This window comes from Agarivorans sp. QJM3NY_29, from assembly GCF_050870835.2.
In the GTDB taxonomy this organism is placed as follows: domain Bacteria; phylum Pseudomonadota; class Gammaproteobacteria; order Enterobacterales; family Celerinatantimonadaceae; genus Agarivorans.
In genome coordinates this window covers 1,419,779-1,440,657 of record NZ_CP194036.2, presented here as the reverse complement: position 1 = coordinate 1,440,657, position 20,879 = coordinate 1,419,779, and the positions used below count along the sequence as shown (strand labels likewise).

The window sequence follows — 20,879 nt, the reverse complement described above, 5'->3', positions numbered from 1 at the left end:
AATGAGTTAGCTTATTTTGGGGATCTATTAGTGAGGGTTTCGCCCTGACGGCGATATACTTTTCTTTGCTCGTCAAAGAAAAGTATATCGAATGCAATAAACTAGACACCCATTCTAAAAACAAAAACCTTTCATACTCTCGATAGCCAAGGTTACGCTTTTAAATCCCATCATCTTCGCCGAGTCGCGCAAATGAACAAGGGAGCAAAGTTGAAGTCTGTTTGTTGAGCGTAGTGTTTACTTCAACGCCCTTGAGAATGAGCCACGCAGGGTTTAAGAAGATGCAGGGCGAGCTTTCTTTTTGCTTCGCTAAGCTTTGCTCGTTGAAGCTTAATGACGTCGCCGTAGGCGAAAGCTTCTACCCCGTTGCTAACACAGAACGGGACAAAAGCGCGTTAGATACGCACACTCTCAACTGTCAGCTTAGATTGCGAGCTGTATTAAGATGTGTCTGATCGCATATGAACAATACAGCTAATTCACACTAATCCACGTAATCACACCTTACAACAGCGCTATACGCGGAACTGTTTCACCTGCCCGTCTAAGTCCTCTGAAAGCACACTTAAACCGGCACTACTTTTACTAATTTCTTTAACACCATCTAAAGTCTTCTCCCCATAATCAGAAATTGTCACGATACCGCGGTTGATTTCTTCAATCGCAACTTTCTGTTCATCTGAAGCATTAGCAATTTGTGCGTTCATATCACTAATGGTGGATATCGCTTCCGCAATTTTAATTAACGATGTTCCTACATTACGCGCAATATCAGCACTCTTACCACCATTAGCTTTACTAGACGCCATTGCATCAACAGCTCGAACCGTATCTTTTTGTAAACGTTCGATCATGGCTTGGATTTCTTCGGTACTGTCTTGAGTTTTCTTAGCCAAAGTACGAACTTCATCTGCAACGACCGCGAAGCCTCGCCCATGCTCTCCTGCTCGGGCTGATTCAATTGCAGCATTGAGTGCCAAGAGATTGGTTTGTTCTGCAATTCCACGGATCACGTCCAGAATGGTCACAATGCTGCCAACATTCCCCTCCAATTCACTAATGACTTCTGAAGATTGGTCAATTTCTGCAGAAAGATTCTCAATCGAAGTAATCGCCTCTTGAACAACCGTTTGCACATGCTGCCCCTCAACATCTGCCGATTGTGCAACCCCTGCCGCGTTTAAGGCATTACCTGCAACCTCCTGTGCCGAAGCCGCCATTTGGTTGATAGCGGTCACCACCATTTCCATTTCGCGTTGTTGTGCGTTTGCCGCTTGACTGCCCTCTTCCACAATCCTATTCATATCGCCAACGGTTGTAGCCAAGGTGCCCACCGAACCTCGAATGCCTTGAACCACTCGCTGGATCTTAGCCACAAATTGGTTAAAGCCACTGGCAAGCTCGCCGAGCTCATCTTTACGTTGTTCGTTCAAACGTTGGGTTAAATCACCGTCACCCTCGGCAATATCCAGCAAGGAATGGCTGGTTTCTCGGATCGGCCGGACAATGGTCCTGGTAATGATGTAACCGGCAACACCGCCTAACACAATCACTAACAGCGCAGTCAAGCTTGCATAAAGCAAAATCAATCGCTGTATTTCAGAAAGCTTCGAGGTCACTTCATTCATGTCGATTTCATTAAGGATCGCCCAACGCTTACCCATAACTTCGATGGGAGCGTAAGCCGATAAAGCTTTTTCTCCTCGGTAATTTTGATTAACCAGCGAGCCGGAATCTCCACTTAAAGCACGACGGATAGCTTCCGATTGAACGGTTTGAAAACCAACATTGGTTTTGGCAGCGACTATCTCGTCCAATTCTGTTTGATTCACGCCTAACTGGGTCATCAAAGAGTTAAAGCTTTGCGGTTCTTCTAACAATAAACGGCTGGCACTTCTGGGTTTGTTATCAAGCCCAACCAAATAAGTTTCCCCAGTTTTCCCCAAGCCAGAGGCTTGCCAACTATAACCATAGGTCATCAATGCCGTTAATTTTTCGGAAGGAAGTGCAAACACCACGACCCCAACCGCTTCCGTTTTGTTATACACTGGTGCAGCTATAAATCCAGTAGGTAAACCTAAACTTCCAGGGTAAGCAGCATAGTCAATAAACGCATAACTCTGTCCATCCCCTTTAAGTTTCGAGGCTTGGCTAAACGCCTCAGCTAATCCAGATTGAGCGAGCATGGGATTAGTCACCGACATTCCGAAATCAATATGCTTTTTCACCGAATAAATTACACTGCCATTGGTGTCTAACAGCAAAATATCTTGCAGGCCAAAACGTTTTAAAAAGGCCCTGAAATAAGGGTGATAACGCTGGTGATTTGTCGTATAAGAAGTTTTGTCTGATGAAGCAAGCATTTCATCTTTATTGTCAATATCACTCGGGTTGTTCACAATATATTGCGCTTGCAAGGCGATCGCCGGTTCGCTCATCTGGTTAATCAAGGTGGTTACATCAAGCGCCTTCCCTGCATGAAGACTTTTATATTGCCCAGCAATATTGGCCTGATAATAACTCGCAAGTTGATCTTTTTGCCCCTGACGATCATTTCGTCCAACAAAAAACGAGAACGGCTTATAAGACGATGATAAATTACGCGTTGCATCAATCAGCGCTTGTTGTTGCGAAACATTCAGCAACTGACTTTCCAATGACCCAAAATACTGTTTCACTATTTCGGATGCGACATTGCGTAAGGAAATCATTTGATCTCGACGCGCTTCCAGCAGTATTTCTTCTGTTTTATAGGACGAAAACGAAGCGATCACAGCCGCCGTACTCACCACCGCTAAAGCGGCGATAGTAACAATACTGAGAATAAATTTTGAACTGATTTTCATCGTTGACTGTACTCTCTGTTCATATAAATAAAGCGGTACCGAATACCTTAGGAGTCAACCTAAGTATTCAAGGTTCTTTCAATCACATGAACCTAGTTATACCAACGGACAACCATAAGTATCCCCGATAACCATAGTCGATATTGTGTCCAAACCTATAATTTTGAACAGGTCATTCTCTACTATTTTTAAGCTTCTCAAAAATATATCAACCCGACTTGTCTTCATATCGATATCAACCATACTTATTTGCGAAGTAATAAATGAATAAATTTAATCACTGAGCAAACTTGAGTCATTCATATTCGAATGATTTCTTATTTCAAGTAAGTGCATCCATCTAAGGTGTAGCGTCTGCTGCTTAACAACAAGACCGGAGAAAGATATGAACAAGTTTATTACATTACTCGGAGTGACTTCGTGCCTGATAGTTAACGGTATCGTGTCTGCTGCGGACAAGCCCATTGTTGGGCTCATCACCAAAACCGATACCAATCCATTTTTTGTAAAAATGCAAGAAGGCGCGAAGAGTAAAGCCGATGAATTAGGTTTAGAACTCATGACGTTTTCTGGTAATTTTGATGGTGACAATCAAACTCAAATACAAGCGGTGGAAAATCTAGTGGTTTCGGGCGCAAAAGGGATCCTAATTACCCCGAGTGATCCGGTCGCTATTGTGCCGGTTTTAGAAATGGCCCGCTCAGCTGGCGTATTAGTAATCGCGTTAGATACACCATTGAATCCTGCGAGTGCGGCAGACGCCACTTTTGCTACCGATAATTTTACCGCAGGAGATTTGATTGGACAGTGGGCGAAGAAGCAAATGGGTGACGGCGCCTCATCTGCCAAAATTGCTTTACTTGATCTCAACGAAAATAAAATCAGTGTTGATGTCGCTCGAAATCAAGGCTTCCTCAATGGCTTTGGAATTGATTTGAAAGATCCCCAAAATATGGGGGATGAAGATGATCCGCGCATTGTTGGTAACGAAGTGACGCAAGGCTCTCAAGATGGTGGGCGAACCGCCATCGAAAATCTACTTCCCAAAGATACTGGCATTAATCTGGTGTACACCATTAATGAACCGGCTGCCGCTGGTGCATATGAAGCGCTCTCTGCATTCGGCAAACAAGATGCGCTGATCGTTTCAGTCGATGGTGGTTGCGCTGGAGTTGAGAATGTTAAAGCTGGGGTCATTGGGGCGACTTCGATGCAATTTCCTCTTCGAATGGCGTCAATGGGAGTTGAAGCCGTTTATGAATTTATTCAAAGTGGTAAAAAACCACAAAATACCGCTGGGTTGGACTTCGTAAACACAGGCGTTGAGTTGATCACCGATAAACCAGTTGATGGCATTCCTTCTAAATCATCAGCCGAAGGTTTAACTTTATGTTGGTAAGTTAACTCGTTTTGTTACTTCCAGGCTGTGTGTCTTCAACGACTGCAGCCTATATCTTTATTCGAAACACCTCGACTAAACCAATCGCTCCCTGAGGATTAAATATCTGCTGATACGAGTAAATTGAACCAAGGAAAACCATCAGCCTGCCACGAACAGAAGTAACATACCCTCCCAAAAAACCATTATTCAGCGTTAATTCCATCGCTGACGATGGCAGCCAATAACCCATATGCACTCGCGCCTTGGACTCTGTATAATCTGCGAAAAAATCGGTAAGGATGACCATGATTGATGTTTCTATACTGCCACTATTTTTAGTGAGCATCGGATTTTTAGCTATATCTCCAGGCCCAGATATGCTGCTTATCTCCACTTATTCATCAATCACAGGCTTCAAGGCAGGGCTAATAATATCACTCGGTATTTTTTTGGCAGGTTTAATTCAAACTGGATTAGTAGCATTCGGTTTAGGCCAATTAATGCAGGCTCTACCACCGCTGGTTATTGCAATTAAGGTTGTAGGTGCGATCTATTTATCATGGCTCGGTATTAAATTATTGCGAGGCTGGTTACAAGATCACAATCATTCCAGCTCTCCCAAAATACTGCGCTTAAATAATAAGCAACTGCTATCAAGAGGTTTATTCAATAATTTAATGAATCCAAAGGCATTGCTTTTCTTTAGCATGTTCTTACCTCAATTTACCCATCCACAACAAAATTTGACCACACAAATCCTGCTACTAGGCGTCTTACTTAGCAGCGTCGTGTTACTAATCAACATCGTTTTTTCTCTGTCATTCAGTAAATTAGGAAAATTATTCGCCAATGGTTTAAAATTTGGCCGGCATGCCGATGGCCTTTTGGGATTCATTTTCTTGGGTTTAGCTGCTCGTTTAATCAGCAGCAAATAATCAAAACGTCAAGGAGAGCAGTTTAATTGACGGCAAAAGTAAACCATGCCTAAGTAAATCAGCCGTTAGGGTTATCACATGAACATTCGTGTCTATAACCCTTATCCATTGAGTTCCGCTTAAAACTTAACTGCAAGCCCTAGGTAGGCACCATTATTCTTGGTGCTGTAACGACGAGTCGAAATATCTTCATATAGGTAACCCGCAGACAGGTCGATAGTGCTCACCGCCAAATCTAATAATTCATAGCTTACACCCGCTCTAAAACGATTCGCTTGGTAATCATCGTCTACAAGCGACAATTTTAGATCGCTTTCAAGGCCAAAACCGGTTCCCACAAAATGCCAGGCAACGCGGCCGACACCATACATCTGCTCACCATTGTCAGTTCCCGATAATAAGCTGTTTGCACTATCCCAACGCTCATATCCAGCACCTAAGTCGATGTAAAAACCTGCCGTGTCTAAAAGATTGTAATATAACTCCGCTTGATAGCTTGAACCATCCGCAGCATCACCTTGCTTTCTTTTATTCATACCAATCGCGACATTAGGAATCAACGGAACAAAATGCTTCAACCTTAACTCCATATCACCCTGCCAAGCCGACGAGGCTTTAGGCTCGCTATCGGTTTGGGAAATATGACTGGCAAAAGTAAGACCAAGCAAGTCAGCCTGAACTGGCAAAGCTGGCAGCGAGGCCAATACAGCGACACCTAGTGCGAAACGAAATTTCATGATGAGTCCTTCAACTAAAATAAGATCAACAAATAAATGAACATTCTGCCATATAGCCCCCTAACACCAACATAAATGACCAATATATTATTTATCATTGGTTGATTTGACTACGCGAGACTATTCGTAATGTCAAAAAAAAGCATAACTGACAATGCGCAGCACATGACGATGTCTTCAATTAAAGATTACACTTGTTGACGCGTCGCTCAATCGGCAAGTCAATTGACACATATTACAAATTAATCCACTATCGTTTATTAAACGCCCAAGCAAACGACTCACACCAATGTAAATGATGTAGTTTATGACAGTTCTTAATTTGCAAAGTAAACATATATGGTTAAAACCAACAGCTTATCTCAAGTATTAACACTGCCTAGCCAAGCCCATCATCACAGCCACAACTTTTATCAAGTGGTAATAGGGTTACAAGGACAGACCGAGTTTGATATTGAAGGCGTGGGTAACTTGGTTGGGCCGGGTCAAGGCTGCTTGGTATCCGCCGACAACAAACATGCATTTACTGGCTTGGGGCGTAACCAAATTTTAGTCGTCAACCTACCGCTAGAACAAACCCATGAGATGCAAGACAAAGTTGAGCAGCTATTCGAGCGCCAAGCTTATTTTCAGCTAGGTAACCAAGCGCAGGTGCTTATCGGAGCGTTATGCCACGAAATACTTAGCCAGCCACAAGATCAGTTGCTCGGGCAAGCTTGCGCCCATACCCTGGTCTGTGTTTTACAAAACCAATTAGCCCAAACCCAGCTTCGGCAACGCCCGCTCGTCCGCTTACAGATGGATGTGATTGACAGCTACATTCAATTACATCTACATCAGAAGATCACGGTTGCGCAGTTGGCTGGTTGTGTCTATTTAGCTGAAAGCCAATTTCATCTATTATTTCGCCAGCAAAATGGCATCACCCCTCACCAGTATCTGCTACGCAAACGTTTTGAGTTAGCCAAACAATTGTTAGACGATGCTACACTGACACTATCTCAGATTTCCGATAGCTGTGGTTTCGCCAGCCAAAGCAGTTTTACCAGTGCATTTTCCAATTATTTTGGCGTATCTCCGGCCCGCTACCAACGTCAATTTCGCTGAACCAGCAATTAGCTTTAGCCACTTTTTCTTCAATGCAAATCCGTTAAAACGACATCAGCTCAAGCCAGTGAAACATTTGTAACACAAAATAGAATGATGAAACAAATGTTAGCAAATCCTTAAATTCGTGTTAGTTACCAGAGTATTTCTAAAAAACAGCGTAGCATTTCTTAATACAGGGCGAAAAAAGCCCCTTACAATCGATTGAGCAATAACAAAGCAATAACATTCTTGACCCCTCAGCAAGAATCGCAATCAAGGAAGTCGCATGCTGAAACACTTAAATTTTGATGCTCAGGCAATCGTTAATCCAGCCTATATTGAGCAGTCACCTGAACAAATATGGCCCACCATTTCGCCACTGTACTGTGTTGACGAAGATCAATTGTTAGAGCAACTATTACCGCTCGCTCAGCCCTCAGACCAAGAGCTCACGGCAAGCACCGTATTTGCCACCCAGCTTATCGAAAGGGTCAGAGCTGATAAAAAAGCGGTACAAATGATCGATGCCCTACTGCTGGAGTACAGCCTGGATACCCGTGAAGGGATCTTGTTAATGTGTTTAGCCGAAGCCTTGATGCGGGTTCCTGACGCCGCGACTGCCGATGCGCTGATCCGCGATAAAATGGGTGCTGCCGATTGGAAATCTCACCTGAAAAACTCAGACTCTCTGTTTGTCAACGCATCGACTTGGGGTTTAATGCTCACCGGAAAGGTGGTCAATCTCGACAATGCAGAGTCAGCTCAACCAAATAAAGTCATCAACAAATTAGTGAATAAATTCTCTGAGCCAGTGATCCGCCAAGCGATGAACCAGGCAATGAAAATAATGGGCTATCAATTTGTATTAGGTCAGAGTATTCATGAAGCGCTAAAAAATGCCGAAAAAAGCCGCATCCAAGGCTATGGCTACTCGTTTGATATGTTGGGCGAGTCCGCCCTTACCATGCAGGATGCCAACCGATACCTGCAAGATTACCACCAAGCCGTCACCCAACTCGCTAATAATAGCAATAGTGCTCAGGCTTTAGGCGCCACTCCTTCGATGTCGATCAAGCTATCGGCGATCCATCCTCGTTACGAAGCGGCTAATCGTGAACGCGTTTTAGATGAAATGTTTGCCAGTATCCTCAAGCTATTGATCCATGCACGACAACACGATGTTGCTATTACCATCGACGCCGAAGAAGCCGACCGTTTAGAAATATCTTTAGAGCTGTTTGCTAAACTCTATCAGGATCCTGCGGTTCGAGGTTGGGGAAAGTTTGGCTTAGTGATCCAGGCATACTCAAAACGTGCCCTACCCGTGATTGCCTGGCTAGGCGCTTTAGCTAAACAACAGGGTGATTTGATTCCAATGCGCCTGGTGAAAGGTGCTTATTGGGACGCAGAAATTAAGTTGGCCCAGCAGCATGGTCATCATGGTTATTCGGTGTTTACTCGCAAAGAGTCTTCTGATGTGAGTTATCTGGCCTGCGCCCGACTACTGCTCAGCGAACATTTCCGCGGATTAATTTACCCGCAATTCGCCAGCCACAATGCGCATACCGTGGCCGCGGTTGCGGCAATGGCTCAGCATAAAGATTACGAATTTCAACGTTTACACGGTATGGGCGATGCTCTATATCATCACGCTCGAGAGCTCATCAATAGCGATGTAAGAATTTATGCGCCGGTTGGCAGTCATAAAGATTTACTCCCTTATTTGGTGCGCAGACTACTGGAAAATGGTGCCAATAGTTCTTTTGTTCACCGCCTCGTCGATGCCAACTGTCCGGTCACCGATCTCACCGTTCATCCGGCTCAAGTGTTACGTTCACGTCCAACATTAGCCAACCCACGCATCGTTAAGCCGCCACAACTATTCGGTGAAGCGCGCAACAACTCATTAGGAGTTGCCTGCGATATTGCCAGTGAATGGCAACCTTTTGAGCAACAGGTTCATCAGTTCATGGAACCATACCAATGGCATAAATCCAGCATTATAAATGGTCAGGCACTGAGTGGGACTGCGCGCCCCATTGATGCGCCCTACGAACGGCAACAACAGGTGGGTTCTGTCGCATGGGCCAAGCCACAACAGGCCGCCGAAGCCATTGAATTTGCCGAGCAAGCTTATCCCCAATGGCGCGATACCTCCGTTGAGCAACGCGGCGCGTACCTATTAAGCCTCGCCGACAAATTAGAGCAACATATGCCCGAGTTAGTTGCATTATGTCACCGGGAAGCTGGTAAAACGGTACTGGATAGTATCGATGAAATTCGAGAAGCGGTTGATTTCTTGCGCTATTACCCACAACAGGCCAGCGCAAACTTTAGCCAGCCGTTAACTCTGGACAACTTCAAGGGCGAGACGCAAAACTATCGCTATCAGGGCCGCGGCGTGTTTGTTTGCATTAGCCCTTGGAACTTCCCTCTGGCGATCTTCATTGGCCAGGTTTGCGCCGCCTTAGTGAGCGGTAATACTGTCGTCGCCAAACCTGCCGAACAGAGCTCGTTGATTGCCGCTCGCTGTATTGAATTACTCCTGGAAACGATGATCCCCTCAGGGGTAATTCAGTTAGTCATTGGTAGTGGTGCCGAGCTGGGTGAATGTTTAAGCGCCGATCCACGAATCGCTGGCGTGGCCTTTACCGGCTCCACTCCAACCGCTCAAACCATTAATCGTCAGCTCAGTCGACGCAATGCCATGCCTGTACCCTTCATCGCCGAAACCGGTGGGCAAAATGCAATGCTGGTAGATAGCACCGCACTACCAGAGCAGGTGGTTCGAGACGTGATTCGTTCCGCTTTTGCTTCTGCAGGACAACGTTGCTCGGCGCTGCGCGTCTTGTATATCCAGCAAGACATTGCCGAGCGAGTCATTGGCCTAATTCAGGGGGCAATGGCGGAACTCTGCGTGGGCAACCCGGCACAATTGAAAACCGACGTGGGTCCGGTCATCGACGAAGCTGCGCAGGCAAAATTACTTGCACATATTGCTTGGTTACAACAAAATGCTCGTCCCATTTATCAGCTAAACCTAGACAAGCATTGCCAACAAGGCAGCTTTGTTGCCCCCTGCGCCTTTGAGATAGACAGTATTGAACAGCTCAGCCAAGAACACTTCGGCCCCATCCTTCACGTGATAAAATACAAAGCAAATCAACTTGATAAGGTGATTGATCAAATCAATGGCAGTGGTTTTGGTTTAACCTTAGGGGTGCATAGTCGTAACGAAGCCACCTATCAGCATATCGAGCGACGGGCGCGGGTAGGTAATTGCTACATTAACCGTGACCAGGTTGGTGCGGTGGTGGGCGTTCAACCCTTTGGCGGACAAGGACTCTCTGGTACCGGCCCCAAAGCAGGTGGCCCTCATTATCTTTACCGCTTTTCAAAAGCAGTGGTAAGTAACTAAGACTGAATATTGAAATTAGCGCGTGGAGAATAATAATGAGTGATGTAAGCAAAATATTAAAGCAAAGCCAGGCGGTATTCGAAGCTTGGCAGCAACAAAGCGTGGCGGAGCGTGCCGCACTATTAGAGCTCTGGGCTCAGCTATTAAGCCGACGTTCTGACGCTCACAATAAGAGCGCCGCGATGATTCGTTTTCAATGCCAACAGGCATTAGGACTAATTGCCGAAGAACAGGAGCTCGAGGGCCCCACAGGTGAGAGTAATCATTTATATTGTGTTGGTCGCGGTAGCATGCTGGTACTGGGCGACGAAACCGCCAACGAAGTCGCCATGGTTGGTCAAATCAGCGCCGCTCTGGTTGCCGGCAATACTGTGATATGCAGTATCAACCCTCAGGCTGAATGTGACTTAGATCTGCTACTTTCAGACCTGCTCAAAGCTGGTTGTCCAAACCGAGTGGCCATTTCGTTACCGCCGGAACAAAACCAGGCCATGGCAGAACAGCCTGCGATTGCCGCTGTCGTCATCAGCGGTACCGAACAGAACTGTAAGCACTACGCCCAGTTGCTGGCTCAACGCGAAGGACAACTGGCTCAAATCATATGCGAAACCGACATGTTTGAATTGAAGCAATTGAGCGAGCCGCATTACTTATTACGCTTTATTACCGAGCGTACCCGAACCATCAATATTACCGCCATCGGTGGTAACGCCAAGCTGCTGGAATTAGGTAGCGGCGAATAATAGTCAAGCCTCTCCTTATCAATTGGTTCAGCGGGTGTCGCTGAATCGGGGCATCACGACTGATGTGCAAATATAGCTCATCAATCGCTTGCTCTGATTCACCGCCCGCTGTCTAAATTGAGCAGTTGAGTTGATCGGTTTGATATAGGGAAAACACAACATTTTTGTACACAAAAAGGAAATAGAATGATTGAAAATAGCTTTGCTATCAGTGCCACATTTATAGCCTATCTCATTGTTATGCTATCAATTGGCATTTATGCATACAAACGAACGTCTAACTCCGAGGATTACTTTTTAGGTGGTCGCTCATTGGGTCCCTGGCCAGCAGCCTTGTCAGCTGGAGCCTCCGACATGAGCGGCTGGTTATTGCTCGGTTTGCCTGGTTACGCTTATGCAGCTGGCATCGAATCGTTTTGGCTAGCCGGAGGTCTCTTAGTGGGAACCTGGCTCAATTGGCTGTTGTGCGCCAAAAGATTGCGCACTTACTCCATCGTTGTGAATAACGCCCTGACCATTCCTGAGTTTTTTGCCCAACGCTTCGAAGATAAATCGAAACTACTGCAAACTATTTCAGCCTTATTCATCTTATTGTTTTTCTTGTTCTACACCAGCTCAGGCTTAGTCGCAGGCGGAAAACTATTTGAGACCGTATTTGGCTTAAATTACACCACGGCTGTGATCGTCGGCACCATCTGTGTGGTATCTTACACCTTATTTGGTGGCTTTTTAGCGGTCTCCTGGACCGACTTAGTGCAGGGTTTGTTGATGTCTGCTGCCCTGGTGATTGTACCTATCGCCGCTTTTGAAGGCTCGTTTGGCGATTTAAATATGGCCTTACATGCCAAAAACCCAGAACTACTCAGTTTATGGAATGATGCGAAGGGTCAACCTTTATCGGCTGTTGCAATCATCTCATTAATTGCATGGGGCTTAGGTTACTTTGGTCAGCCACATATTCTGGCTCGATTTAAGGCCACCCGGAGTAATAAAGATATTACCACTGCACGTCGTATTGCAGTGAGCTGGACAGCCCTTTCAATGGCCGGTGCCTTACTGATTGGTATGGTGGGCATTGTTTATGTCGATGCTCATATGGGAGGAAGCATTAAAGATGGCGAAACAATCTTTATGCTATTGGTTAACGCTATCTTCCATCCAGTGGTTGCGGGGATCCTATTAGCGGCAATTTTAGCCGCCATTATGAGTACCGCCGATTCTCAGCTATTGGTTTCTTCTTCAGCCTTAGCCGAAGATTTCTACAAGCAAGTGCTTCGCCCGAACGCCAGTCCAAAAGAAGTGGTTCAAGTGGGCCGTCTTGCGGTTGTTGGTCTTTCCATAATTGCCTTGATGCTGGCCATGAACCCAGAAAGCTCGGTATTAGGCTTAGTCTCTTATGCCTGGGCTGGATTTGGTGCAGCCTTTGGTCCGGCGATTTTACTCAGCTTATTCTGGAAAGATATGAATCGTAATGGTGCCTTAGCCGGTGTCGTTATCGGTGGAGTAACCGTGGTGCTTTGGAAACAGCTAGAGGGCGGAATTTTCGATCTCTATGAAATTGTCCCCGGCTTCATCCTAGCCTCAGCCGCGATTATCTTAGTCAGTAAGTTCACTGGCGGGGCCAGCGAGTCAATACTCAAAACTCACCTAGAATATCAACGCCAACTGGACAGCATGGATTAATCATTGTTGCCAAGGAACCAGCCAACCCTCAGTGGTTGGCTTTTTTTTGCCTGTATCTGTTGTCTAACAAGGCGCCGTTCTCAAGCAAAAACCTTGCTCTCTTCACTCCTCACACCTCAAAATAAAAAATCATTCAAGCGTTTCGATTCTATATTTTCAACGATGCTTTAAGCTTCAGGCGTAAGTTGACTTACTGTTGAAGTTTTTTCTTAGCCTCTTCAACTTTTGACAAATCTAGCCCTAATTCTGCAACAGCTTCTTTAATCAAAGCAGGGTTCTGCATCACCTGTCCCATCAACAACTGGAGCTTGTCTTGCGGTAGACCGAGTTGACTGACCGTGGCCATAGCCGCCAGAGGATTTTCGGTGAGCGCCTGAAAAAGCTCACTAATTTTCTGGTCGCTAATATTATGCTCTTTTAACATCCCAAGGATCGGGTTCATCACATTACCTTTTAAACACTCAATGAAATAGAAACGCAGTCTAACATTTGGCTCAGCTTAGTTAAAATACAACGCAAATATTGAAATGAAACATGAAACGAAAAATGCGAAGTGGTGGCGGCTAAACATAAGTTTCCGTGAAACGAGGACCATGCCAGAAATGCAAGGCATCACTTTCTCTTCTTTACGACTACGCTCATCTAGCACTTCAGATCCGCGACTCAATCAACTGGTATTAAGCTTGCAGTTCAAACTTAAATTAGCATCAACCAGAGACCGTCTAAAGGAGCCAAAAAGATGAAAGATAATGTAGACAACTGCGACCGTTACGTGTCGTTTGTTGGGATCAGCTGTGACCTGAATGCTGATAAGCTAATCGCTATCTTAAAAAAGAAGCTAAGTCAGCAACAAGGCGCTCCAGAATGGCATGACTACTTTAAACAAAAACTTCAACAACAGACCAAAGCCGGTCACGACAACCTGCATTTTATTGGCAATCAAACCAATACCTTGTATGAGTATTTTGAGCAATGCCAAGATCAGCAAGCGCTAGCATTACTGTATCGAATCGAACAAGAATGTTGTTAACTTTATTACAATTTCGAGCAATAGCGAGGTAGTTCTTGAGCCATAAAATTAAGCGCTCAAGATGCTCTCCCATTTAGCGCCGCCAATATGGCCTAACAAATCATCAATGCTAGCGGTGCTTAATCAAGCTTATCTGGATGCTTTTGCCGATACATCTGTTGGTCGGCCAACCTTAATGCACTATCAACGCTAAGCGCTTGAGAAAAATCAACATAAGTAATGCCGTAGCTAAATTCCAAGGCATAAGCCAGCCCCAAATGTTCAGCCGTTTGCTTTAAGTCATCGGCAAAACGCTGTAATACCTCTTCGGCCTGCGCTAGAGTGCTGTCTGTAAACAACACCGCAAACTCATCGCCGCCTAGTCGGCCAAATAAATCAGATTGGCGTAAAGAGAGTTGCATTTGCTGGGCCACCAGCTGTAAGGCGCGATCCCCCTCAACATGACCATATTGATCATTAATCGGCTTAAATTGATTCAGGTCTAAATAAGCGAGAACCAACGGCAGTTGCTGGCGTTTACACATCGCAAAGGCATATTCTGCCAACTTCATAAAACCACGTCGATTAGAGATTTGAGTGAGTTCATCGGTACTGGCAAGTAACAACGCAGCCAACTCCTGCTCAACCATCGCCGCTAAATCAACCAAGGCTTGCAGATCGTCGTCAGTAAAGTGCCTTGAACGACTATCGATAATGCACAAAGTACCCAGCTTTTCACCAGAAGTTGCACTTAAAGGATGTCCTGCATAAAAACGAATATGGGGATTATCGGTCACCAGTGGATTATCGGCAAAACGAGGGTCTTGGGTCGCATCGCCAATGATAAAAGTTCGCTCACCGAGAATAGCGTGTCCACAAAAAGAAATGTCCCGCCCAGTTTCGCAGACGTCCAGTCCAAAGCATGACTTAAACCACTGCCGATTTTCATCAACCAAACTCACCAAAGCTATCGGTACATCAAATAGTCGTTTAGCCATTCGAGTTATCCGGTCAAAACGCTCTTCTGGCTGAGTATCTAAGACATTCAGCTGGCATAAAGCTTTCAGACGACTCGCTTCGTTATCAGGTGTTTTAGGGGCTTGCATTCCAGACCCATTGATTATCTCTTACAATAAGATAACTATAGTCAAATAAATCAGATATATATAAAGAATAATTCAGGCGGCTGTAAGCAATAGGTTCCGTGACCCCAGCCGCTCTGATGAACCCAAAATAGCCGTTGTAAATTCGTAATACCACGGCCACAAACTCGTCGCTGTTTATTGGGTGCAATTGTCGTAAAAGGTGACGGTTGCAGGCCAATCAGAAAAGACCCCAATAACACCAAGTTGCTGCTTAAGTACATCTAATACCGCTAATTCAGGATAGCTTGTATAGCGCCGCTCTAAACTCCAGGTAATTAAATCTAAACCTTGTGCCTTAAGTTCTTTTGCATAATCGGTGGCCTGCAATTCACCATTTTGTTCTTCCACTAACAGCGTATAGATCGGGGCAACAATCTTGATCCCCTTCGCTGCGATCTCACTGGGGCTGGGTACATCTGCAGGTTTACTCACCAAAAATACCCCTTGCTGCCCATAATCAGAATTATTCGCCAACCAATATTCCAGATCATCAATCAAAAATGACTGTGGGTAGACTTCACTCGGCTCAACGCCTGCTTCGGTATATTCATCAATCATTTTTTGCGCAAACTGCTGTTGAGTCATTCCGGCTGCTGCGAGATCTTGTGCACTTGGTGTTTTAAGTTCGGGCGTCATTTTCACACCGAGTTGCCTAAATAAAGCAATGCTTTCTTTATGCGACATCAAAGTACCTGTATTAGCGTACAAATCGGTACGCCAATTAGGCGTCGCTTGCATGTACTCTTGCACCGATGTTGCATTGGCATTACTCGAGTCCATTTTACCTTGTAAGGATTTGTATTCCGCTAAGGTAAAATCTGAGGTACGACACTCGGCATTCGCTTTAAGACCATTGACCGGATCCGCTGGGGTAAAGGGCTGAGAACACTTGGCAGCCAGCTCGGGGACGGCTAATACATTGGTGGTGGTATGTAAATCGGCATGGGAATGACGGCAAACCAACTCCCCATCCTTGGTTAGCGCAACATCACATTCAATCACTCCAGCTCCCATGCTCGCAGCAGCGATATAGCCTTCGCGGGTATGCTCTGGAAACATTAACGGTGCACCGCGATGCCCAATTGACAAGTAACTCGATTGATAACTGCTTTTGCTCTCGAGGCAAGCGCTCAGGGTATCCTTTAAGGTCCCTGCTGCAAGTTGATTCACCAAATAGCCGGGACGAGGACCTAACTGTACCTTACTGGTAGGGCCGGAAGCCGATTTTGCTTGAACAATATCATCATCATTACAAGCACCAAGCAATAACACCGGACACAATACAAAAGCCAACTGAGTTAATTTCATTAAGAAAGTCCTTTTAAACAAAATGAATAGAGGACGTTTAGTTGAGCTTAACCCGATGACAAGGAGATGAACAATTGATGTTGTATTTGTGTATTCACAAGGTTATGCAGGGTTACAGCTCACCAGAGTGCGGCAGAGAACAACGAAACAAGCCTCAGAAGGGACAGCTCAGGCAAACACCAAGGTGCTTAATACAAATTAAGCACCTTTAGACTAAAAATTTATTACAGTGCAATCGCTCAACGCGCTAAAAATTTCAGCTTATAAGCGCCTAAATCTTGATATTCAACTTCGGTCTCACATGCAAAATTAAGCTCAACAATACCCGCATAAGAGCCGGTAATGATCGCTTGTCCGGCATTAAAGCTTACGCCACGTTTACTCATGTAATTAATTAACCAATAGATAGGACTCACCGGATTTTGATTCGGATGCTCTCCAGCCAACTGTTGAGTTTGTTCACCTTGAGTAAAACTGATCTCAATATTACTGGCAGAAAAAGCCGCCGCTTTGTCAATTTCGGGACCAAGGAATAAACCTTGGTTGACTAAACCATCGGCTAATACTTCAAAGAAGGCTGCATTCTCGGTATCTGCAAAACGCCCTTGGATCAGCTCGAGAGCCATATGACAACGACCAATAGCCTGATCAATTTCCGCCTCACTATAATCTTTATCACGAGCGGGTAAATCTTGGCTTAATACAAAGGCAATCTCAGGCTCAACTCTTGCCACTCCGCCATCGGCGTAAAGTGAACAAGACTCCCCCCGTTGTACGAGATCGGCAAAGATAGGTGCAACAACTAACTTATCTTCAGCGAGGGGCAACAAACATTTCCAGCCGCCAATGCCATCTTCACGTAATTCGGTCATTTGCGCTTGAATGGCTAGCGCATCGTCAATAGATTGCGGGCGAAGTGTCGGCGCCAAACGTTTCGCCTTGATCGATGTATTCCGGTTGTTGAGCAAAGTTTGCGCGGCTTCAACGACATCCAATTCAATAATCATACAATACCACTATTAAAAAACATAAAAGCGGATAATACTCAGATATGTGCTTCACCGCCATGCGTGAATTAACAAAAACAGAACAAAAGCTAACAATTTTGTGGTGCTAAGGAGGCAACAAAGTCATTCAGCTCCTTACCCGGACTATAAGCAAAACTACGTTGGCAATGATTCAGATGAGTAATTCGGTCGACTCGAAAATTGCGAAAGCCCTGTCGAAGCTCACACCAAGCGAGCAGCGTCCAACTTCCTCGCCAAAAATAAATCGCTAATGGGCGCACTTCTCGTTCACTCAGCTGCTGCTTTGCGTCTTGATAGAGCAGTTGTAGATACTCTCGTTCACGGGTCGCAGCACGTAGCGGATCCAAAAATCTAAATTCTTGCTGATCGATGTAAAAATCTGGCGCAAACATTAATGATTGATAGGCTTGTAAGCGCTCTGGCAATACGGCCTCAACCTTAATCATCACTTGTTTCGCCGCCGCAGCTAGCTCTTTCCCCGCCCAAGTCTGCGCCATCCGCATCCCAATCTGTATCGCTTCCAATTCTTGTTCATTAAACATTAATGGCGGCACATTAACCTCTTGCCGCAATATGTAGCCGACTCCCGCCTCACCTTCTATGGGAATACCACTGAGACACAAATCTTGCACATCGCGATAAATGGTGCGGGTAGAAACCTCCAAACGTTCGGCTAACTGCTGCGCAGTGGTCAAACGACGTAAACGTAAAATCTGCACCAACTGAAAGAGTCTGTCTGCCCGTCTCATATCCCTCTCTTCTCATCCACCGAAATGACAACTCGCCCAGAAAACCAAACGAGCTGTCAAGGAACCGCGATTACTGCTGTTTAGCCCATAGGCCGACTTTATTCCCCTCGCTATCCACAAACAAGCTAATATAGCCCTTTTCCCCGCCTTTAATTGGTGTCAGTGGTAACAATATTTGTACTCCAGCGCGACTCATGGTTTCCAATAAAGGATTCAGTTTATCCGTCACATGGAGGTACACAGTTGCGCCCTCAAGACTTGGTATCATTAACGGATGTTTACATAGGGCCACATTTGCACCATCCAATACTTCGGTTTCGATAATAGCCATTTCCATCATATCCATCACTTCACGATGAAAACTCAAGTTAAAATGTTGCTGGTAAAATGCGACGGCGCGCTCCATATCGGTGACTGCGATTTCGCCCCAAACTAAAGGTGCTACTGCTAACATGTGATTCTCCTTAACATAATTGAATGCCAATAAGATAGAGCCCTCTCTACCTTGCGATTGACAAAGCAACCATAAGCCCTCCCTACTGACAGCCTCCTGTCAGTAGACTTTAGACTTTGCAAGAAACCATCTATCTTAAGTGTAATATTGGCAGCAAGCGCTTAGTGCGCGCGCAGCTCAAAACTCCCCCTACAACACAAGGAATCGTAGAATGCCAAATAAATAAACCTCAAATACAGTGTCAAGGTATTAACTAGAAATCATTAACTTCCGCTCGGTGAAACCAAGATTGAACTGTACAGATTTGTTTCACGAAACGACTTCGTCTCGTTGGAAGCCGGTTTATTACAAACAAAATCGTCCTACCCCCCAATAATACTTAGCGGATTTTTGTAAATGAACAATTCTGTACAAAACTTGGGGGGCCAATTAGGCTATGATGACGATCTTAAATTGCTAACAAGGAGGTGAATGAAATGTCAAAAGAACAAGCACATTATCAGTTTGCCGATGAACTTGGTGGCATCGAAATTCTGCAGGCACGCTATGAGAAACAAAACTTTTCTCGGCATAGCCATGAAGGTTTTACGGTTGGCATTATAGAGACTGGCGCACAGCGCTTTTATCGCACTGGCGGGGATCATATCGCGCCCAGCAATAGTATCATTTTAGTCAACGCCGATGAGATCCATAACGGCTGTTCCGCAAGCGAAGGGGGCTGGTCTTATCAAGCCATATATCCAACCCCCGAGCAGTTTGCCGAAGTCAACCAAGCTCAGGGTCTAAGTGATAACTTTGCTCCCTACTTTACCCAAGCCGTGGTACAAGATGCAGCACTAGCGCAATTACTGCGAAATACCATCCACAGTTTAAACTACTCAAGCAATCGACTATTACGTGAGAGCTTGGTCTACGCTTGCCTAAGTCAACTAATGGCGAGCCATGGCAAAAGTGTGCCACCACAATACTCACTCAAACCGGCCAGCAAGGCACTAATACTGGTAAAGCAGTGCTTAGACGAGCAGCCTGCCGCAAATGTATCTTTAAGTGAACTAGCCAGACTGGTACATCTCAGTCCTTGCCACTTGGCGAAGCAATTTGTGAAACGTTATGGTATGCCACCCCACGCTTATCAGATCCAAGCTCGGCTCAGGCAAGCGAAACAATTACTGCGCCAAGGTCAACCCTTGCTTAAAGTAGCCTTAGATTGTGGGTTCCATGATCAAAGCCACTTTCACCGCCATTTTAAGCGTGCGCTAGGCGTCAGTCCTGGCCGCTATGCTAAAGAAGTTCAGCTTTAATATAGGATCCCTGTGACAACTATCGGCTACATTCAACATTCCCGCTGGTCAAATAAAATCAGCGCATTTTTAAAGGGTACTTTGGCGGTATTACCACTGACGATTGCGGTGATCCCTTGGGGAATTCTAGCAGGCTCGTATGCCTTAGAATCAGGTTTAAGTCCCCTACAAAGCCAAGCCATGTCAGCCATTTTATTTGCCGGTTCGGCACAACTAGTGGCCACAGGCATGTTTAAACTTGGAGCCAGCCTGCTCAGTCTGCTGCTCACCACGCTACTCATCACCTCGCGCCATTTGCTCTATAGCATGGCGATGCGCCCTCAGGTAAGCCAACTACCGCTCAAGTGGCGCTTTGTTTTAGGTTATTTACTCACCGATGAGTTATTTGCGATTGCCAATAAAGGCGTCGATAAACCCTTTGATCCTTGGTTTGCCCTCGGCGGCGGCCTAAGCTTCTATTTGGCTTGGAATATCGCCTCGGCAGTGGGCATTATTGCTGGCAGCAACATCGCAAATCTCGACAGCTGGGGACTCGATTTTGCCATCGCCGCCACCTTTATCGCGATAGTCGTGCCCAGTATCAAACAAGCCTCGGGCTTACTGTGTGTTTTGATTGCCTTGGTGAGCTCCGTCACTTGTGAATTATTTGCGATACCGGGTGGATTATTAATCTCGGCCATTTTAGCGATGAGTTTGGCCACCGCTTACGCGCGGTGGCGTGAGGAGACCCTATGATTTGGTTAAGCATTATTGCTATGGCAGGGATTGTTTTTGCCAGTCGCTATTTATTTTTAGAACCGCGTATTCCGCTACGTTTAGGCAAAGGTGCACTACAATTTCTAAGTTACTCTGCACCTGCGGTGCTCACTGCTATTTTTGCCCCCATCGTTTTTGTTCGGGATGGACAGTTAAGCCTTGGATTCGATAACCCCTATCTAGTCTGTGCGGTACTCGCCACCTTACTGGCAATATTTACCCGCAATGCGCTCATTACCGCAGTCCTTAGCATGGCGATTTTCTTCTTGATTCACTAGCCAGCAAAAGGCCGACACA

The 20,879-nt window shown here is 45.5% G+C and carries 18 protein-coding genes; 10 read left to right on the top strand and 8 right to left on the bottom strand.

Going from position 1 to position 20,879, the window contains the following annotated elements:
- Nucleotides 1-515: 515 nt before the first annotated feature.
- Nucleotides 516-2,846 carry a methyl-accepting chemotaxis protein gene (locus ACRRS0_RS06600; protein ID WP_432453988.1) on the bottom strand — a complete coding sequence of 777 codons (2,331 nt, stop codon included), beginning with the start codon at nucleotides 2,844-2,846 and terminating at the stop codon, nucleotides 516-518.
- A 385-nt stretch (nucleotides 2,847-3,231) separates the two neighbouring features.
- Here ACRRS0_RS06600 and ACRRS0_RS06595 point away from each other — a divergent pair, with 385 nt between their 5' ends.
- Both ACRRS0_RS06595 and ACRRS0_RS06590 read left to right on the top strand, forming a co-directional pair.
- Nucleotides 3,232-4,245, top strand: coding sequence for a sugar ABC transporter substrate-binding protein (locus ACRRS0_RS06595; RefSeq protein WP_432453989.1), 1,014 nt, complete (start codon nucleotides 3,232-3,234; stop codon nucleotides 4,243-4,245).
- A gap of 287 nt (nucleotides 4,246-4,532) precedes the next feature.
- Nucleotides 4,533-5,162, top strand: a complete 630-nt coding sequence (locus ACRRS0_RS06590; RefSeq protein ID WP_432453990.1) for a LysE family translocator — start codon at nucleotides 4,533-4,535, stop codon at nucleotides 5,160-5,162.
- A gap of 119 nt (nucleotides 5,163-5,281) precedes the next feature.
- On the opposite strand, the gene ACRRS0_RS06585 is transcribed toward ACRRS0_RS06590, so the two are convergent.
- Entirely contained in the window at nucleotides 5,282-5,899 is a 618-nt protein-coding gene (locus tag ACRRS0_RS06585; protein WP_432453991.1) for a hypothetical protein, read from the bottom strand.
- A 339-nt stretch (nucleotides 5,900-6,238) separates the two neighbouring features.
- Between ACRRS0_RS06585 and ACRRS0_RS06580 the strand changes: the two genes are divergently transcribed.
- The 4 genes from ACRRS0_RS06580 to putP all read left to right on the top strand — a co-directional run bounded on the left by ACRRS0_RS06580 (nucleotide 6,239) and on the right by putP (nucleotide 12,832).
- Nucleotides 6,239-7,006, top strand: a complete 768-nt coding sequence (locus ACRRS0_RS06580; RefSeq protein WP_432453992.1) for a helix-turn-helix domain-containing protein — start codon at nucleotides 6,239-6,241, stop codon at nucleotides 7,004-7,006.
- A gap of 268 nt (nucleotides 7,007-7,274) precedes the next feature.
- Entirely contained in the window at nucleotides 7,275-10,406 is a 3,132-nt protein-coding gene (putA, locus tag ACRRS0_RS06575) for a bifunctional proline dehydrogenase/L-glutamate gamma-semialdehyde dehydrogenase PutA (protein ID WP_432453993.1), read from the top strand.
- A gap of 35 nt (nucleotides 10,407-10,441) precedes the next feature.
- The gene (locus ACRRS0_RS06570; RefSeq protein ID WP_432453994.1) at nucleotides 10,442-11,149 is read left to right on the top strand and encodes a hypothetical protein; all 708 of its coding nucleotides are present in this window, start codon (nucleotides 10,442-10,444) and stop codon (nucleotides 11,147-11,149) included.
- A gap of 186 nt (nucleotides 11,150-11,335) precedes the next feature.
- Entirely contained in the window at nucleotides 11,336-12,832 is a 1,497-nt protein-coding gene (gene putP, locus ACRRS0_RS06565) for a sodium/proline symporter PutP (RefSeq protein ID WP_432453995.1), read from the top strand.
- A 190-nt stretch (nucleotides 12,833-13,022) separates the two neighbouring features.
- Here the strand turns inward: putP and ACRRS0_RS06560 are convergent, their stop codons facing one another.
- Entirely contained in the window at nucleotides 13,023-13,274 is a 252-nt protein-coding gene (locus ACRRS0_RS06560; RefSeq protein WP_432453996.1) for a DUF2999 family protein, read from the bottom strand.
- Between the two features lie 297 nt (nucleotides 13,275-13,571).
- Here ACRRS0_RS06560 and cowN point away from each other — a divergent pair, with 297 nt between their 5' ends.
- Nucleotides 13,572-13,862, top strand: coding sequence for a N(2)-fixation sustaining protein CowN (gene cowN, locus ACRRS0_RS06555; RefSeq protein WP_432453997.1), 291 nt, complete (start codon nucleotides 13,572-13,574; stop codon nucleotides 13,860-13,862).
- Nucleotides 13,863-13,981: 119 nt separating this feature from the next.
- Here the strand turns inward: cowN and ACRRS0_RS06550 are convergent, their stop codons facing one another.
- The 5 genes from ACRRS0_RS06550 to ACRRS0_RS06530 form a co-directional block, all read right to left on the bottom strand.
- On the bottom strand, nucleotides 13,982-14,947 hold the full coding sequence (locus ACRRS0_RS06550; RefSeq protein WP_432453998.1) for a sensor domain-containing diguanylate cyclase: 966 nt from the start codon (nucleotides 14,945-14,947) through the stop codon (nucleotides 13,982-13,984).
- Nucleotides 14,948-15,121: 174 nt separating this feature from the next.
- The gene (locus ACRRS0_RS06545) at nucleotides 15,122-16,294 is read right to left on the bottom strand and encodes a glycerophosphodiester phosphodiesterase family protein (protein ID WP_432453999.1); all 1,173 of its coding nucleotides are present in this window, start codon (nucleotides 16,292-16,294) and stop codon (nucleotides 15,122-15,124) included.
- A gap of 239 nt (nucleotides 16,295-16,533) precedes the next feature.
- Entirely contained in the window at nucleotides 16,534-17,301 is a 768-nt protein-coding gene (locus ACRRS0_RS06540; RefSeq protein WP_432454000.1) for a hydratase, read from the bottom strand.
- A gap of 89 nt (nucleotides 17,302-17,390) precedes the next feature.
- Complete coding sequence (locus tag ACRRS0_RS06535; RefSeq protein ID WP_432454001.1) at nucleotides 17,391-18,071, bottom strand: helix-turn-helix transcriptional regulator; 681 nt, start codon at nucleotides 18,069-18,071, stop codon at nucleotides 17,391-17,393.
- A 70-nt stretch (nucleotides 18,072-18,141) separates the two neighbouring features.
- A complete protein-coding gene (locus tag ACRRS0_RS06530; protein ID WP_432454002.1) occupies nucleotides 18,142-18,525 on the bottom strand; it encodes a VOC family protein in 384 nt (127 codons plus the stop codon).
- Nucleotides 18,526-19,001: 476 nt separating this feature from the next.
- On the opposite strand from ACRRS0_RS06530, the gene ACRRS0_RS06525 reads away from it, so the two are divergent.
- From ACRRS0_RS06525 to ACRRS0_RS06515, 3 genes are read left to right on the top strand one after another with little or no spacing between them, the layout of a single operon-like run.
- Entirely contained in the window at nucleotides 19,002-19,826 is an 825-nt protein-coding gene (locus tag ACRRS0_RS06525) for an AraC family transcriptional regulator (RefSeq protein WP_432454003.1), read from the top strand.
- Between the two features lie 6 nt (nucleotides 19,827-19,832).
- The gene (locus ACRRS0_RS06520; RefSeq protein WP_432456199.1) at nucleotides 19,833-20,561 is read left to right on the top strand and encodes an AzlC family ABC transporter permease; all 729 of its coding nucleotides are present in this window, start codon (nucleotides 19,833-19,835) and stop codon (nucleotides 20,559-20,561) included.
- On the top strand, nucleotides 20,558-20,860 hold the full coding sequence (locus ACRRS0_RS06515) for an AzlD domain-containing protein (RefSeq protein WP_432454004.1): 303 nt from the start codon (nucleotides 20,558-20,560) through the stop codon (nucleotides 20,858-20,860). The genes ACRRS0_RS06520 and ACRRS0_RS06515 overlap by 4 nt, the downstream gene beginning before the upstream one ends.
- The last annotated feature ends 19 nt before the right edge of the window (nucleotides 20,861-20,879 follow it).

Bases quoted from the DNA above. Each gene is read 5' to 3' on its own strand.
- ACRRS0_RS06600 (WP_432453988.1), bottom strand. From the start codon at position 2,846: ATGAAAATCAGTTCAAAATTTATTCTCAGTATTGTTACTATCGCCGCT.
- ACRRS0_RS06595 (WP_432453989.1), top strand. From the start codon at position 3,232: ATGAACAAGTTTATTACATTACTCGGAGTGACTTCGTGCCTGATAGTT.
- ACRRS0_RS06590 (WP_432453990.1), top strand. From the start codon at position 4,533: ATGATTGATGTTTCTATACTGCCACTATTTTTAGTGAGCATCGGATTT.
- ACRRS0_RS06585 (WP_432453991.1), bottom strand. From the start codon at position 5,899: ATGAAATTTCGTTTCGCACTAGGTGTCGCTGTATTGGCCTCGCTGCCA.
- ACRRS0_RS06580 (WP_432453992.1), top strand. From the start codon at position 6,239: ATGGTTAAAACCAACAGCTTATCTCAAGTATTAACACTGCCTAGCCAA.
- putA (WP_432453993.1), top strand. From the start codon at position 7,275: ATGCTGAAACACTTAAATTTTGATGCTCAGGCAATCGTTAATCCAGCC.
- ACRRS0_RS06570 (WP_432453994.1), top strand. From the start codon at position 10,442: ATGAGTGATGTAAGCAAAATATTAAAGCAAAGCCAGGCGGTATTCGAA.
- putP (WP_432453995.1), top strand. From the start codon at position 11,336: ATGATTGAAAATAGCTTTGCTATCAGTGCCACATTTATAGCCTATCTC.
- ACRRS0_RS06560 (WP_432453996.1), bottom strand. From the start codon at position 13,274: ATGAACCCGATCCTTGGGATGTTAAAAGAGCATAATATTAGCGACCAG.
- cowN (WP_432453997.1), top strand. From the start codon at position 13,572: ATGAAAGATAATGTAGACAACTGCGACCGTTACGTGTCGTTTGTTGGG.
- ACRRS0_RS06550 (WP_432453998.1), bottom strand. From the start codon at position 14,947: ATGCAAGCCCCTAAAACACCTGATAACGAAGCGAGTCGTCTGAAAGCT.
- ACRRS0_RS06545 (WP_432453999.1), bottom strand. From the start codon at position 16,294: ATGAAATTAACTCAGTTGGCTTTTGTATTGTGTCCGGTGTTATTGCTT.
- ACRRS0_RS06540 (WP_432454000.1), bottom strand. From the start codon at position 17,301: ATGATTATTGAATTGGATGTCGTTGAAGCCGCGCAAACTTTGCTCAAC.
- ACRRS0_RS06535 (WP_432454001.1), bottom strand. From the start codon at position 18,071: ATGAGACGGGCAGACAGACTCTTTCAGTTGGTGCAGATTTTACGTTTA.
- ACRRS0_RS06530 (WP_432454002.1), bottom strand. From the start codon at position 18,525: ATGTTAGCAGTAGCACCTTTAGTTTGGGGCGAAATCGCAGTCACCGAT.
- ACRRS0_RS06525 (WP_432454003.1), top strand. From the start codon at position 19,002: ATGTCAAAAGAACAAGCACATTATCAGTTTGCCGATGAACTTGGTGGC.
- ACRRS0_RS06515 (WP_432454004.1), top strand. From the start codon at position 20,558: ATGATTTGGTTAAGCATTATTGCTATGGCAGGGATTGTTTTTGCCAGT.